The organism is Pararhizobium qamdonense, from assembly GCF_029277445.1.
Classification (GTDB): domain Bacteria; phylum Pseudomonadota; class Alphaproteobacteria; order Rhizobiales; family Rhizobiaceae; genus Pararhizobium; species Pararhizobium qamdonense.
On record NZ_CP119566.1, the window covers coordinates 2,456,903 to 2,469,756 of the forward strand.

A 12,854-nucleotide genomic window follows, 5' to 3' on the forward strand; every position below is an offset into this window, starting at 1 on the left:
TCAAATTGCCAGCGCAAGGGCCGCGAAAACGGCGATTTCGGTCAATTGTTGTGTGGCACCGATTGTGTCGCCGGTATGGCCGCCGATCTTGCCATCGACAATTTGGCTGAAGGCAGGGACCGTGACGGCAAAAGCGGCGATGGCAAGGACGGTGGCCGGCAGCGACGCGCCGGACAAAAGCAGCAGGATTGCGGACGACACGACGCCGGAGATCAGCGCGAATGTGACTGCCGATGCCTGCGGTTCGCCGGCTGACGCCGCAACGCCGTCGTGCCGGGCGGGCGGCAGTTTCGACCAGTGCCAGACCATGGCGGTGCGGCTCAGCGCGGCAGCGGCCAGTACCAGCAATCCCGCACCCGTCGGCGATACCAGCGGCAGCACTGCAGAAAGCGCCGATACTCGCAGCCCGAAGGAGAGGATGAGGGCGACGGCACCGTAGGAGCCGATGCGGCTGTCCTTCATGATGACGAGCGCCTTTTCCCGGGTCCTGCCGCCGCCAAGGCCATCGGCGGTATCGCTGAGGCCGTCCTCGTGCAGGGCGCCGGTGATCAGCGCCTGGACGGCAACTGCGGCGAAGGCAGTGAACAGGGGCGAAACATCGAGCGCGCTGAAGACCGACACGATGGCGGCGGCAGGCAGCACGATCAGCAGGCCAGCCAGCGGAAAGGCACGCACGGCGCGGCTGAGGCGGCCATCGAAATTGACGAAATGACGCTGCGGCATGTGGATCCGGCTGAGAAACGCCACCGAGCGGGCCAGGTCATCGATGAAATCGCGGATATCGAACATGAACATCGTCCCCCAGACCGGGCCGCCCCCGGCGAATCGGTGTTTTCAAGCCGATCATGCGACGGCGGCACGAACCGGCGCAAACCCCGTTGCCGGATTCATCGCAGCACTTTATGAGGAAGCACCTTTGCGAAGCCAAGCTTTGCCGATGACGAGACGATACAAGGATTTACACCATGAGTGCCAGCGGCCTGCCGTTCGACGATTTCCGTGAATTGCTGCGAAACCTGCCGGGTCCGGACAGTGCGGCGCTGGTGGCCGCGCGCGAGCGCGATGCGCAGCTCACCAAGCCGCCGGGCGCGCTGGGACGGCTTGAGGAAATCGCGTTCTGGCTGGCGGCCTGGACCGGCAGGGCGCCGGCCGTCAACCGGCCGCTGGTGGCGATCTTTGCCGGCAATCACGGCGTCACCCGCCAGGGCGTCACGCCGTTTCCGTCCTCTGTGACGGCGCAGATGGTGGAGAATTTCGCAGCCGGCGGCGCTGCCATCAACCAGATCTGCGTCAGCCATGATCTGGGCCTGAAGGTGTTCGATCTGGCGCTGGAATATCCGACCGGCGATATTACCGAGGAAGCAGCGCTTTCGGAGCGCGATTGCGCGGCAACCATGGCGTTTGGCATGGAGGCGGTTGCCGGTGGCACCGATCTTCTATGCATCGGCGAAATGGGCATCGGCAATACGACGATCGCGGCCGCGATCAATCTGGCGCTTTACGGCGGTACCGCCGAGGAATGGGTAGGTCCCGGCACCGGATCGCAGGGCGAGGTTCTCGCCCGCAAGATCGCTGCCGTCGAAAAGGCAGTGACGCTGCATGGCGACCATCTTTCCGATCCGTTCGAGGTGCTTCGGCGCCTCGGCGGCCGCGAGATTGCCGCGATGGCCGGTGCCATCCTTGCCGCGCGCATGCAGAAAATTCCTGTCATCATCGACGGCTATGTCGCAACCACGGCGGCGGCGATCCTGAAGGCTGCCAATCCGGCAGCGCTCGATCATTGCCTGATCGGCCATGTCTCGGCAGAGCCCGGCCATATGAAGGCGATCGAAATGCTCGGCAAGACGCCGCTTCTGGCGCTCGGCATGCGGCTGGGCGAGGGCACGGGCGCAGCGCTGGCTGCCGGCATCGTCAAGGCGGCGGCTGCCTGCCATTCCGGCATGGCGACCTTTGCGCAGGCCGGCGTCAGCAACAAGAGCTGATCTTTCAAAAGTTGCCTGCGATGGTGGGTCACGCCGGGGCTTGATAGGCCAGGGCTTCTCACCTATTCGGGAGCGGCGATCCATTCGAATGATGGTGGCCCGTCCTGTCCGTATTCACGGTGCATTCAGGCTGATGTCAGTATCGCGTGTTCCTTGCGGCGGTGTAGAGAGCAAGGAGCGAGCATGTATCTGAACGAGGACTATCGTGGAATGGCCAGTGAGAAGCCGGTAAAAAAGCAGACGGGAATCCGGCATTTCTTTGCGGCTGCCACCTATTCCTTCGGCGGTGCCAAGCGGCTGCTCGGCGAAGCGGCGTTTCGCCATGAGCTCGGCGCCTTTGCCATCGCGATGGTCGCATTTGCCGTGACGGGTGCAACCCTGTTCCAGTATGTCGCGGCCTTCGTGTTGTTCCTGCTGATGATCGCATTCGAGGCGCTGAATACGGCGATCGAGGAAATCGTCGATCGCGTTTCGCCGGAAATTTCAGAAATGGGCAAAAATGCCAAGGATCTGGGCTCGCTCGCCTGCCTGTGCATGATCCTCGCCAATGCGGGCTATGTCGCCTATGTCGTGGTTCTCTCCCATCTCTTCGGTATTTGAAAATGGCCTGTGCTGCTTTTATTCCCTCTTCAACAGTCAAATTTAATTGAGTGATTTCTTTCTTTCCTGACGCTCATCAAAGTTGACGGAAATATCAGGATTATATACCGGGGCCGCCGGACAAGATGGTCCGCAGAAAACTCGGAGTGGTTTCCATGACAATTTCCTTCTTAGGTTCAGCAGGCGCGATGGCGCTCGCGGCCCTTTTCGCCGGCACGGGCGCGACCGTTGCGCTCGCTCAGGACGATATCGGCATCGTCGTCTATAATGCGCAGCACGAAAGCCTCGGCGTCGCCTGGGCCGAAGCCTTTACCAAGGAAACCGGTATCAAGGTGACGCTGCGCAAGGGCAGCGATATGGAATTCGCCAACCAGATCGTCCAGGAAGGGGCCGCATCGCCGGCCGACGTGTTCCTGACGGAAAATTCGCCGGCCATGTCGCTTGTGGATGGCGCCGGGCTGTTCGAGCCGGTCGCCGCCGATACGCTGGCGCAGGTGCCCGAGAATTTCCGCCCGTCGAACGGCCATTGGACCGGCGTTGCCGCCCGCTCCACTGTGTTTGCCTATGACAAGACCAAGCTGACCGAAGACAAGCTGCCGAAGTCGATGCTGGATCTGGCCGATCCGAGCTGGAAGGGCCGCTGGGCCGCTTCGCCGTCCGGCGCCGACTTCCAGGCGATCGTCAGCGCGCTTCTGTCGCTGAAGGGTGAAGAGGCGACGGCCTCCTGGCTGAAGGCGATGAAGGAAAACTTTACCGCCTACAAGGGAAATTCGACGGCGATGAAGGCCGTCAATGCCGGGGAAGTCGAAGGGGCGGTGATCTATCACTACTACTATTTCGGCGATCAGGCGAAGACCGGCGAAAACAGCAGGAATGTCGCGCTGCATTTCTTCAAGAACGAAGATCCCGGTGCCTTCGTCAGCATTTCCGGCGGCGGCGTGCTCGCGTCCAGCCAGCACAAGGAGAATGCCCAGAAATTCCTCGCCTGGATCACCGGCAAGGGCGGGCAGGGCATCCTGCGCGATGGTACCTCGTTCGAATATGCCGTCGGCAATGGCGAAGCCTCCAACAAGGCCCTGCCGGCTCTCTCCGAGCTGCAGTACCCGAAGGTCGATCCGGCCACGCTCAACAGCGCAAAAGTCACAGACCTGATGACGGACGCCGGTCTGCTGTGATAGGCAGAGGCTAAACCTGATCGGAACGCTCCGGTTAGGTATCGTCATTCCGGACTACCGGTGACATTCGCAGCCGCTCGATCCGGGCGGCTGCGAATGTCGTTTTGGTTTGAAAGCAGAAATTTTGAGCGCCACCGCGTTTCCTGCCGAGCCCGCCTCCGCCTTGCGCCGGCTGATCATCGCCGCCAAGGGACGGTCCAGGGTTCCCTATCTCGTCGTCACGATCGTTGCCGCCTTCGTGTCGCTGGTCAGCCTCGTGCCGCTGGGCTTCATTGCCTGGATTTCGGTGCAGACCGGCTGGGAAACCGCCACGAAACTGATTTTTCGCGGCCGTGTCGGTGAGTTGCTGGTCAATACGGCGCTGCTGGAACTGTGCACATTGCCGATCACCATCGCGATGTCCGTCGCGCTTGCCTGGCTGACCGAGCGCACCGACCTGCCCGGTGCGAGGCTCTGGTCGATGCTGGCCGTGGCGCCGCTTGCCGTGCCGGCCTTCGTACACAGCTATGCCTGGATCAGCCTGGTGCCGGGCCTGCATGGCCTGACCGGCGGCGTGCTGGTATCAGTTCTCGCCTATTTCCCGTTTCTCTATCTGCCGGTGGCGGCACAGTTGCGCCGTCTCGACCCGGCGATCGAGGATGCGGCGGCGTCGCTTGGCCTCAACCCGTGGCAGGTGTTTTTCCGCGCCGTGCTGCCGCAGCTGCGGCTGGCGATCTGTGGCGGCTCGCTTCTGGTGGGCCTGCATCTTCTGGCCGAATACGGGCTCTATGTGATGATCCGGTTCGACACGTTTTCCACCGCGATCGTCGATCAGTTCCAGTCGGCCTTCAACGGCCCGGCGGCGAATATGCTGGCCGGCGTGCTGGTATCGTGCTGCCTGCTGCTTCTGGTCATCGAGGCGGTGGCGCGCGGCGGCGAGCGGTATGCGCGGGTGGGGTCCGGCGCGGCTCGGCCGGCCGACAAACGCCGGCTCGGGCGCATGCTTGTCCCGGCCCTCGCGCTCAATGCGGCAACGGCTGCCCTTGCGATCGGCGTGCCGTTCGTGACGCTGACGCGCTGGCTCTATATCGGCGGCGGCGACATCTGGCGGATCGATCTTGTCGGCGGCGCGTTCGGGCAGACGGTGCTTTTGGCCATTGCCGGCGGCATGCTCGCGACGATCGCGGCGGCCCCCATGGCATGGCTGTCGGTGCGCGCGCCGGGGCGGCTGCAGCGGGTGCTGGAAGCGTGCCACTATTATGTCGGCTCGCTGCCCGGCGTCGTGGTGGCGCTGGCGCTGGTGACGATCACGGTGCGGCTGGTGCTGCCGCTCTACCAGACATTCGCGACGCTGTTTCTTGCCTATATCATGCTGTTTCTGCCGCGTGCCATGGTCGGGTTGCGCACCAGCATCGCGCAGGCGCCGGTCGAGCTCGAGCGGGCCGCCATGGCGCTTGGCCGCACGCCGTTTCAGGCGGTGCGCCAGACGACGATGCGGCTGGCAGCGCCCGGCATTGCCGCCAGCACCGCGCTGGTGGCGCTCGGCATTACCAACGAGCTGACGGCAACGCTGATGCTGTCGCCCACCGGCGTCGAGACGCTGGCGACGAAATTCTGGTCGCTGACCAGCGAGATCGACTATGTGGCGGCGGCACCCTATGCGGTGATGATGGTGCTTCTGTCCCTGCCGCTCACCTTCCTCCTTTACGTGCAATCCAGACGGGCAACCGGACAATGACGTTTCTGACACTCGATGCCATCAGCAAATCCTACGGCCCGACGGTGGCGCTCGACGCCATCGGCATGAACATTGCTGCGGGCGGGCGAACGGCGATCGTCGGGCCGTCCGGATCCGGCAAGACGACGCTGTTGCGCATCATCGCCGGTTTCGAGACGCCCGATAGCGGCTCGCTGGTGCTCGACGGCAAGATGCTTGCCGGTCCCGGCACATTGGTTCCTGCGCACCGGCGCGGCATCGGCATCGTGTCCCAGGATGGCGCGCTGTTTCCGCATCTGACAGTTGCCGACAATATCGGCTTCGGATTGCCGAAGAATGCGCCGGGGCGCAGCCAGCGGGTCACCGAGCTGATGGAGATGGTGGAGCTTGACGGCGTGATGGCCTCGCGGCGGCCGCATCAGCTCTCCGGCGGACAGCAGCAGCGGGTGGCGCTCGCCAGGGCGCTGGCGCTGAAACCCCGGCTGATGCTGCTCGACGAACCGTTTTCGGCGCTGGATACCGGGCTTCGCGATACATTGCGGCGGGCGGTGGCGCGCGTGCTGAGGGCGGCGGGAACGACGGCGATCCTGGTGACGCATGACCAGGCCGAGGCTTTGTCCTTTGCCGATCAGGTGGCCGTGTTGCGGCAGGGCAGGCTCGTGCAGTTCGGCTCGCCCCGCGCCCTTTACGGCAAGCCGAAAGACCGGGAAACGGCGACCTTTCTCGGCGAGGCCATCCTGCTGGATGCGAGCATTGCCTCCGGGCGGGCGCAATGCGCTCTGGGATCTCTGGCGGTCGAAGCGGGGCTGAAATCAGGCAAGGCGACCGTGATGCTGCGGCCCGAGCAGATCCGGCTGAAGACCGCCGCCACTGGAACCAAGATAGAGGGCCCGTTCGGGCGCGTCGATGACGTCGAGTTCGGCGGCGGCAACTGCATGGTTCTCGTGCGCATCGATCGCAGTGATCGGGCCATGCCCGACTTCCTGTCGATCAAATGCGTCGGCGCCGACATTCCCGAGCCCGGCGATCTCGTCGGGATCAGCGTGCAGGGCATGGCGCATGTTCTGCCGGACTGACATTTTCTAAGCGAAGCTTTTGCGGCGGCGCTCGACAGCCGGGGCATCCTCGATGGCCGGGATGCTCTGAAGAACGCGCTTTGACGGCAGAATGGCGATCGCCTCGGTGCCTTCGCGCAGTTTCGAGCGCAGAAGGAAGTCGCCATTGTGCTTGGCAAGGATCGCCTGAACGATCGGCAGGCCAAGCCCCGTTCCCTGTTCGGCGCTCTTGATGGCAATCGAGCCCTGGCCAAAGGCCGACAGCACGACGGGGATTTCGTCTTCGGGAATGCCGGGGCCGTTGTCCTTGATGGACAGATACTGGCCACCGCCAGCCGTCCAGCCGACCTTCACCGAAATCTCGCCGCCCGATGGCGTGAATTTCACCGCATTCGACAACAGGTTCAGCACCACCTGGCGCATCGCCTTTTCGTCAACCCAGACCGACGGCATGCCATACTCGAACTGTTCGGTGATGCTGATATTCTTGGTGCGGGCGCGCAGCTGCACCATGCCGATGCAATCCTCGGTGATCTCGACCAGATGGATGGCCTCCTCGTTGAGATCGTATTTGCCGGCCTCGATGCGCGAGAGGTCGAGGATTTCGTTGATGAGATCGAGCAGGTGCTGGCCTGAGCGATGGATATCGCCGGTATATTCCTTGTAGATCGGATTGTTGAGCGGCCCGAGCACTTCCGTCGACATCACCTCGGAGAAGCCGAGAATGGCATTCAAGGGCGTGCGCAATTCATGCGACATGGAGGCGAGGAAGCGCGACTTTGCCATATTGGCTTCCTCGGCGCGGCGGCGCGCCTCATCCGACATCGACTTGGCAACTTCGAGTTCGGCGATCAGATCGTCCTTTTCCGACTGGACAGAGAGGATATGCACATTGCCGCGATGCATGCGGTTGGTCATGAAGACGAGGAAGAGCAGCAATGTCAGGAGCACGACGGTCAGCGAGAAATAACCGGAATTGCCGGTTTTAAAGGTCAGGCCGCTCAGCGCGGCAATGACCGGCACATAGGTGAAGAGCAGGGCATTGCGCAGCAGAAACGTGCCCATGGCCGTGGCCGCGAGCGCAATCAGCAGCACGGCGGCTTTGTAGATGCCGAAATTGGTTTCGCCGCAGCTATCGCAATCCTGAAAGACGAATGCCGCCCAGCAGAAGCCGATGACGATCTGGGCAAACAGGAAACGGCTGCGCCAGTAGGACACCTTGTCTGCTGCGATTTCCACCGCCTTTGCCCGGCGCGCGATCAGAATGCCGATGGCATTCACGCATAAGGCCGCAATCCCCCAGGGGAGAATATCGAGCTGTTGCGACAGGTAGATGCCGATGCCGGTGACCACGATGATGAAAAGCGGCATGGCGGCTGCGCCGTGCAGCATGGTATCGACGTGAAGACCGAGCATCTCCTTGTCGAAGCCGGAGGCATTGGAGGGGCCGGCCTGCAGGCGTTCGCGGGTCGTGCGCACGGCTTTGGACACCGCAGTGTTGCGGTGGCTGCGCGATTTATCGACGATATTCTTGTCGGCCGATGTGCTGACGCCCTTACTCATGATCTCATACGCGTTAACGGAATCCGTTGAACTGTAAGGGGGAATCCTTAAGAAGTTGCTGCGATGTCCTGGTTTTTCATCGGATATGTCCCGGTATGAATCGAATTGGCAATGTCGCAAGGGTAGGTCATAAGAACTGTCATGAAGTGCGTATTCCTGATCATCCGCGACCTGCTCCTGACCGCGCTGATCCTTTTGTTCGTGGGGCTTGTGGCGGTGCGGCTCGAGGCGCCGCAGGAGGCCTTGTCCGGCCGCGTGCGGGTTGTCGATGGCGATACGCTGGTGCTTGACGGCCAGCGTATCCGGCTGGTGGGTATCGATGCGCCGGAATTGCGGCAGGTCTGCCGGCGTAACCAGCAGGAATGGCCCTGCGGCGGCGCGGCCAGGACCTATCTTACAAACCTGATCGGCAATGCCCAGGCGACCTGCGATGCCGAGGGCAGCGATCGATATCAGCGGCTTCTTGCCGTTTGCCGGGTTGCAAACCGCAGCCTCAACGCGGCGATGGTCGATGGCGGTTATGCCGTGGCATTCGGGGACTACGAAAGCCAGGAAGCCGTTGCCCGGCAAAAGCGGCTCGGAATTTGGGACGGCACGTTCGACGCGCCACGCACATGGCGCCAGACGCATGGTGGAATGGACGAGATGCCCCATATTCCGGAGGGATGGCTGGGCAAGCTTGTGTCACGGATCGGCGAGGCGATCGGGACTGTAATGTCAAAGGTATGGCATGAGTGACGGCCGGGAGGATGGACGTGACGGGCAGGCGGATGGGCTGGAAGGCCTGCGGGCGGCGATTGCAGCCTGCCGGATCTGCCGCGATGCGCCGGCACGGGGGCCTGACGACCGCCTGCCGCACGAACCACGCCCGGTCGCCGTGATCTCATCGGCAGCCCGCATCCTGATCTCCGGCCAGGCGCCCGGACTGCGCGTCCACGAAAGCGGTCTGCCGTTCAACGACGCGTCGGGCGACCGGCTGCGGCAGTGGCTCGGTGTTGACCGCGCTACGTTCTATGATCGCAACCTCTTTGCCATCGTGCCGATGGGTTTCTGTTTTCCGGGGTATGACGCGCATGGCAGCGACTTGCCGCCGCGCCGGGAATGCGCGCCGCGCTGGCGCCGCGAGGTCGTGGATGCCATGCCGCAGATCGAGCTCGTGCTCGCCATCGGCCAATATGCGCAGGGCTGGCATCTGGGTGAGCGGCAGGCCCGCACCATGACCGAAACCGTGCGCAACTGGCGCGCGCATCTTGGGTCCAATACCGGGCCGCCGGTCCTCGCGCTGCCGCATCCAAGCTGGCGCAATACCGGCTGGCTGAAGAAAAATCCTTGGTTTGCCGAGGATGTCCTGCCGGTGCTGCGCGAGCGAGTGGAAAAATTGATAATCTGAAACAATTTTCTTTCATTTGCTGAATTTGACGCTATAGAGAGAATAATATTCGAAGGGGTGTCTTAATGGATCGTCTTGACCGCAAAATCCTGCGCCTGTTGCAGGAGGATTCCACGCTCGCCGTTGCCGACCTGGCTAAAAAGGTCGGCCTGTCCACCACGCCCTGCTGGCGCCGCATCCAGAAGATGGAAGAGGATGGCGTGATCCGGGGCCGTGTGGCGCTTCTCGATCCGGCGAAGGTCAATACGAAAGTCACGGTCTTCGTGTCGATCCGCACCAACACCCATTCGATCGAATGGTTGAAGCGCTTTTCCGAAGTGGTCGGCGAGTTTCCGGAAGTGGTCGAATTCTACCGCATGAGCGGCGATGTCGATTATCTCCTGCGCGTCGTCGTGCCCGACATTGCCGCCTATGACGCCTTCTACAAGAGGCTGATCACCAAGATCGAAATCCGCGACGTCTCATCGGTCTTTGCGATGGAGCAGATCAAATATACCACGCAGCTGCCGCTGGACTACATGGTGATCGACCAGGCGAAGTCCAGCGAGGACTGAGCCCGGGCGTCTTTGGCATGAGGCGTGCTTGCGGGGACTTTGCCGGGCGCTTATGTTCAATGCGTTGAACGGAGGTTGCGATGGGCATTGTGGAGAAAGTGACGGTGTCGTTGCCGCAGGAAACTGCCGAGTTCCTCCGGTCCGAGGTGGAAAACGGTTCCTATGCTTCACCAAGCGATATTGTTGGTGAAGCCGTCCAGGAATGGAAGGAACGGCGCGATCTCCTGGGATATTCCCCTAAAGAGCTTAACATCTTAGTCAGCGAAGCCGAGGGCAGCGGCTCCAGCCCATTTGCGACAATGGATGAGCTGAAAGCCGAGGCACGCCGCCTTTATTTGTCCACGCAGAGATGAAGCGCTGATAGATGCGTATCCTCGTGCGCACCGGAGCAGCCGACACTGATCTGATTGATGTATGGATCTATCTTGCTCCGAGAAACCTGGCAGCGGCTGACCAACTCCTCGACACATTTCAAAAAGGTTTCGAGCGGCTGCTTATCTATCCTGAGTCCGGCCAGCGCCGTGATGACATATCACCAGGGCTACGGCATTTGACGCTTGGAAATCACCTCATTCTTTACCGTTACGACGGGGAGGCTGTGACGATCCTGAGGGTCCTTCATGGCCGCCGGAATATCACGCCAGACAGCGTCGAATGACGCTCCGCTGAACGGTCCCTATTTGCTTTCCAGCCGCGCCAGAAGCGACGACGTATCCCAGCGCTTGCCGCCCATGTCCTGCACATCGGCGTAGAACTGATCGACGAGTGCCGTAACCGGCAGTTTTGCGCCGTTGCTGCGGGCTTCGGTCAGGACGATGCCGAGGTCCTTGCGCATCCAATCGACGGCGAAGCCGAAATCATATTGGCCTGCGTTCATCGTCTTGTGCCGGTTTTCCATCTGCCAGGAGCCGGCGGCGCCCTTGGAAATCACCTCGATAACCTTCTCGATGTCCAGACCGGCCCGTTTGCCGAAATGGATGCCTTCGGCAAGACCCTGGACGAGGCCGGCGATGCAGATTTGGTTGACCATCTTGGTCAGCTGGCCGGAGCCGGCCGGTCCCATCAGGCCGACCATGCGGGCATAGGCGTCGATGATGGGTTTGGCGCGCTCGAACACGGCGGGATCGCCGCCGCACATCACCGTCAGCACGCCGTTTTCAGCACCCGCCTGGCCGCCGGAGACGGGCGCGTCGACGAAATGGGCGCTGCGGGCGGTGGCGGCCGCATCGAGTTCGCGGGCAACCTCGGCGGAGGCCGTGGTATTGTCGATAAAAATGGCGCCGGCCTTCAGCGTTTCGAAGGCGCCGCCCTTGCCCGTCGTCACCGAGCGCAGGTCATCGTCATTGCCGACACAGCAGAACACGAAATCGGCGCCTTCAGCCGCTTCGGCCGGTGTCGCAACCGCGCGTCCGCCAAATTGCGCCGCCCATTTTTCGGACTTCGCGGCCGTGCGGTTATAGACCGTCAGCGCGTGACCGCCCTTGACCTTGAGGTGACCGGCCATCGGATATCCCATGACGCCAAGACCAATGAACGCGACATTTGCCATTCGAACACTCCCGAAATTCCATTTCTCCGAGACTTAACCGATGCGGATCAGGCGGGGAAGGGCCGTTGTGATCGCGGCCAGTCAAAAGCGGTTTCGAAACGGTTTTGCGGCAAAATCAAATCCGCCACGTCAAATTTTGCCGAAATCCGCTCATTCTGAATATTTATAATGTCGATAGAATTTATCGTTTGATCCATCCTTGGTTTCAAAGGCCCTGCTGGACAGCCGGGCAGGCACGACAGGAGAGGTCACGTTGATGTTTACCCGCAGACAGACATTGTCACTTTTGAGCGCGGCCGCAGCGGTCGCAGTCCTGCCCTCGACCCGCAGCGTCTCGGCTGCCGAGCCACTTAAGGAACTGCGCTTCGGCTGGCAGAAGAATGGCGTCCTGGCGCTCGCCAAGGGCACTGGTGCGCTGGAGAAGCGCTTTGCCGATCGCGGCATCACCGTGACCTGGGCTGAATTCTCTTCGGGCCCGCCGCTGCTGGAGGCGCTTGGCGCTGGCGCGATCGATTTTGGCCCGACCGGCGACGTGCCGCCGCTCTTTGCCCAGGCGGCAGGCGGCAACCTGCTCTATGCCGGCACCTATAAGGGGTCATCGGCCGGTTCGGCTATTCTCGTGCACAAGGATTCGCCATTTCAGACGGTCGCCGATCTCAAGGGCAAGCGCGTCGCCTTCAAGCGGGGCTCGAGCGCCCATAATTTTACCGTCAAGGCGCTGCGCAAATCTGGTCTTGGCATTACCGACATCGAGGCTGCCGATCTCTCGCCCTCGGATGCGGCCGCAGCCTTTGCCAGCCGGCAGATCGACGCATGGTCGATCTGGGATCCGTATTTTGCTGTGGCGGAAAAGGACCCGAACACGCGGGTGCTGACCACGGCCGAGGGGATCGTCGAATCCTGGAGCTACTTCCTCAGCAATGGCGACTTTGCCGCCGCCCATGGCGACGTGCTGGGCGACATTCTCGACGAACTGGCAAAGGTCGGGGCGGCCGCGCAGAACGATCTTGACGGGACGGTTGCGGCGCTTTCGAAGATCACCGGCGTGCCGGAGGAGATCCAGCGCGTGGTGCTGACGCGCAAGGATTTCAGTCTTGCGGATGTGTCCACGCTCGGCCCGGATGCGGCCGCCTACCAGCAGGCGCTGGCCGACGAGTTCTTCCAGCTGCAGATCATTCCGAAACAGCTGACGGTCAGCGATATCATCTGGAAGGGCCGGGCAAGCTGAGACGGCGCGCGGCCGTCAGCCACGCTCCGGCATCCCTGCCTCGGGTTTAATGCCGGGATTGA

Annotated in this window: 14 protein-coding genes; 11 read left to right on the forward strand and 3 right to left on the reverse strand. The window is 62.1% G+C overall.

Features of this window, described 5'->3' with window-relative positions; translation table 11 throughout:
- A complete protein-coding gene (locus PYR65_RS11815; protein WP_276118117.1) occupies positions 1–789 on the reverse strand; it encodes an adenosylcobinamide-GDP ribazoletransferase in 789 nt (262 codons plus the stop codon).
- Between the two features lie 176 nt (positions 790–965).
- Here PYR65_RS11815 and cobT point away from each other — a divergent pair, with 176 nt between their 5' ends.
- The 5 genes from cobT (at position 966) to PYR65_RS11840 (ending at position 6,529) form a co-directional block, all read left to right on the forward strand.
- Positions 966–1,982, forward strand: a complete 1,017-nt coding sequence (gene cobT, locus PYR65_RS11820) for a nicotinate-nucleotide--dimethylbenzimidazole phosphoribosyltransferase (protein ID WP_276118118.1) — start codon at positions 966–968, stop codon at positions 1,980–1,982.
- Between the two features lie 183 nt (positions 1,983–2,165).
- The gene (locus tag PYR65_RS11825; protein ID WP_082546934.1) at positions 2,166–2,582 is read left to right on the forward strand and encodes a diacylglycerol kinase; all 417 of its coding nucleotides are present in this window, start codon (positions 2,166–2,168) and stop codon (positions 2,580–2,582) included.
- Between the two features lie 188 nt (positions 2,583–2,770).
- The gene (locus PYR65_RS11830; RefSeq protein WP_407951325.1) at positions 2,771–3,757 is read left to right on the forward strand and encodes an iron ABC transporter substrate-binding protein; all 987 of its coding nucleotides are present in this window, start codon (positions 2,771–2,773) and stop codon (positions 3,755–3,757) included.
- A gap of 175 nt (positions 3,758–3,932) precedes the next feature.
- Positions 3,933–5,474, forward strand: a complete 1,542-nt coding sequence (locus tag PYR65_RS11835; RefSeq protein WP_407951326.1) for an ABC transporter permease — start codon at positions 3,933–3,935, stop codon at positions 5,472–5,474.
- Complete coding sequence (locus tag PYR65_RS11840) at positions 5,471–6,529, forward strand: ABC transporter ATP-binding protein (protein ID WP_276118120.1); 1,059 nt, start codon at positions 5,471–5,473, stop codon at positions 6,527–6,529. Before PYR65_RS11835 ends, PYR65_RS11840 begins: the two co-directional genes overlap by 4 nt.
- Before the next feature lie 6 nt (positions 6,530–6,535).
- Here the strand turns inward: PYR65_RS11840 and PYR65_RS11845 are convergent, their stop codons facing one another.
- The gene (locus PYR65_RS11845) at positions 6,536–8,071 is read right to left on the reverse strand and encodes a sensor histidine kinase (protein ID WP_276118121.1); all 1,536 of its coding nucleotides are present in this window, start codon (positions 8,069–8,071) and stop codon (positions 6,536–6,538) included.
- Positions 8,072–8,212: 141 nt separating this feature from the next.
- On the opposite strand from PYR65_RS11845, the gene PYR65_RS11850 reads away from it, so the two are divergent.
- The 5 genes from PYR65_RS11850 (at position 8,213) to PYR65_RS11870 (ending at position 10,673) form a co-directional block, all read left to right on the forward strand.
- Positions 8,213–8,809 (forward strand): thermonuclease family protein, encoded by a 597-nt coding sequence (locus PYR65_RS11850; protein WP_276118122.1) that lies wholly within the window; start codon positions 8,213–8,215, stop codon positions 8,807–8,809.
- On the forward strand, positions 8,802–9,461 hold the full coding sequence (locus PYR65_RS11855; RefSeq protein ID WP_276118123.1) for a uracil-DNA glycosylase family protein: 660 nt from the start codon (positions 8,802–8,804) through the stop codon (positions 9,459–9,461). The genes PYR65_RS11850 and PYR65_RS11855 overlap by 8 nt, the downstream gene beginning before the upstream one ends.
- Positions 9,462–9,526: 65 nt before the next feature.
- Complete coding sequence (locus PYR65_RS11860; RefSeq protein WP_037095833.1) at positions 9,527–10,015, forward strand: Lrp/AsnC family transcriptional regulator; 489 nt, start codon at positions 9,527–9,529, stop codon at positions 10,013–10,015.
- An 80-nt stretch (positions 10,016–10,095) separates the two neighbouring features.
- Positions 10,096–10,368, forward strand: coding sequence for a ribbon-helix-helix domain-containing protein (locus PYR65_RS11865; protein WP_276118124.1), 273 nt, complete (start codon positions 10,096–10,098; stop codon positions 10,366–10,368).
- 11 nt (positions 10,369–10,379) lie between these two features.
- The gene (locus PYR65_RS11870; RefSeq protein WP_276118125.1) at positions 10,380–10,673 is read left to right on the forward strand and encodes a type II toxin-antitoxin system RelE/ParE family toxin; all 294 of its coding nucleotides are present in this window, start codon (positions 10,380–10,382) and stop codon (positions 10,671–10,673) included.
- An 18-nt stretch (positions 10,674–10,691) separates the two neighbouring features.
- On the opposite strand, the gene PYR65_RS11875 is transcribed toward PYR65_RS11870, so the two are convergent.
- Entirely contained in the window at positions 10,692–11,564 is an 873-nt protein-coding gene (locus tag PYR65_RS11875; protein ID WP_276118126.1) for an NAD(P)-dependent oxidoreductase, read from the reverse strand.
- A 256-nt stretch (positions 11,565–11,820) separates the two neighbouring features.
- On the opposite strand from PYR65_RS11875, the gene PYR65_RS11880 reads away from it, so the two are divergent.
- Complete coding sequence (locus tag PYR65_RS11880) at positions 11,821–12,792, forward strand: aliphatic sulfonate ABC transporter substrate-binding protein (RefSeq protein WP_276118127.1); 972 nt, start codon at positions 11,821–11,823, stop codon at positions 12,790–12,792.
- The last annotated feature ends 62 nt before the right edge of the window (positions 12,793–12,854 follow it).

Excerpts from the sequence above, each read along its gene's own strand:
- PYR65_RS11815 (WP_276118117.1), bottom strand. The coding sequence starts at position 789 with ATGTTCGATATCCGCGATTTCATCGATGACCTGGCCCGCTCGGTGGCG.
- cobT (WP_276118118.1), top strand. The coding sequence starts at position 966 with ATGAGTGCCAGCGGCCTGCCGTTCGACGATTTCCGTGAATTGCTGCGA.
- PYR65_RS11825 (WP_082546934.1), top strand. The coding sequence starts at position 2,166 with ATGTATCTGAACGAGGACTATCGTGGAATGGCCAGTGAGAAGCCGGTA.
- PYR65_RS11830 (WP_407951325.1), top strand. The coding sequence starts at position 2,771 with ATGGCGCTCGCGGCCCTTTTCGCCGGCACGGGCGCGACCGTTGCGCTC.
- PYR65_RS11840 (WP_276118120.1), top strand. The coding sequence starts at position 5,471 with ATGACGTTTCTGACACTCGATGCCATCAGCAAATCCTACGGCCCGACG.
- PYR65_RS11845 (WP_276118121.1), bottom strand. The coding sequence starts at position 8,071 with ATGAGTAAGGGCGTCAGCACATCGGCCGACAAGAATATCGTCGATAAA.
- PYR65_RS11850 (WP_276118122.1), top strand. The coding sequence starts at position 8,213 with ATGAAGTGCGTATTCCTGATCATCCGCGACCTGCTCCTGACCGCGCTG.
- PYR65_RS11855 (WP_276118123.1), top strand. The coding sequence starts at position 8,802 with ATGAGTGACGGCCGGGAGGATGGACGTGACGGGCAGGCGGATGGGCTG.
- PYR65_RS11860 (WP_037095833.1), top strand. The coding sequence starts at position 9,527 with ATGGATCGTCTTGACCGCAAAATCCTGCGCCTGTTGCAGGAGGATTCC.
- PYR65_RS11865 (WP_276118124.1), top strand. The coding sequence starts at position 10,096 with ATGGGCATTGTGGAGAAAGTGACGGTGTCGTTGCCGCAGGAAACTGCC.
- PYR65_RS11870 (WP_276118125.1), top strand. The coding sequence starts at position 10,380 with ATGCGTATCCTCGTGCGCACCGGAGCAGCCGACACTGATCTGATTGAT.
- PYR65_RS11875 (WP_276118126.1), bottom strand. The coding sequence starts at position 11,564 with ATGGCAAATGTCGCGTTCATTGGTCTTGGCGTCATGGGATATCCGATG.
- PYR65_RS11880 (WP_276118127.1), top strand. The coding sequence starts at position 11,821 with ATGTTTACCCGCAGACAGACATTGTCACTTTTGAGCGCGGCCGCAGCG.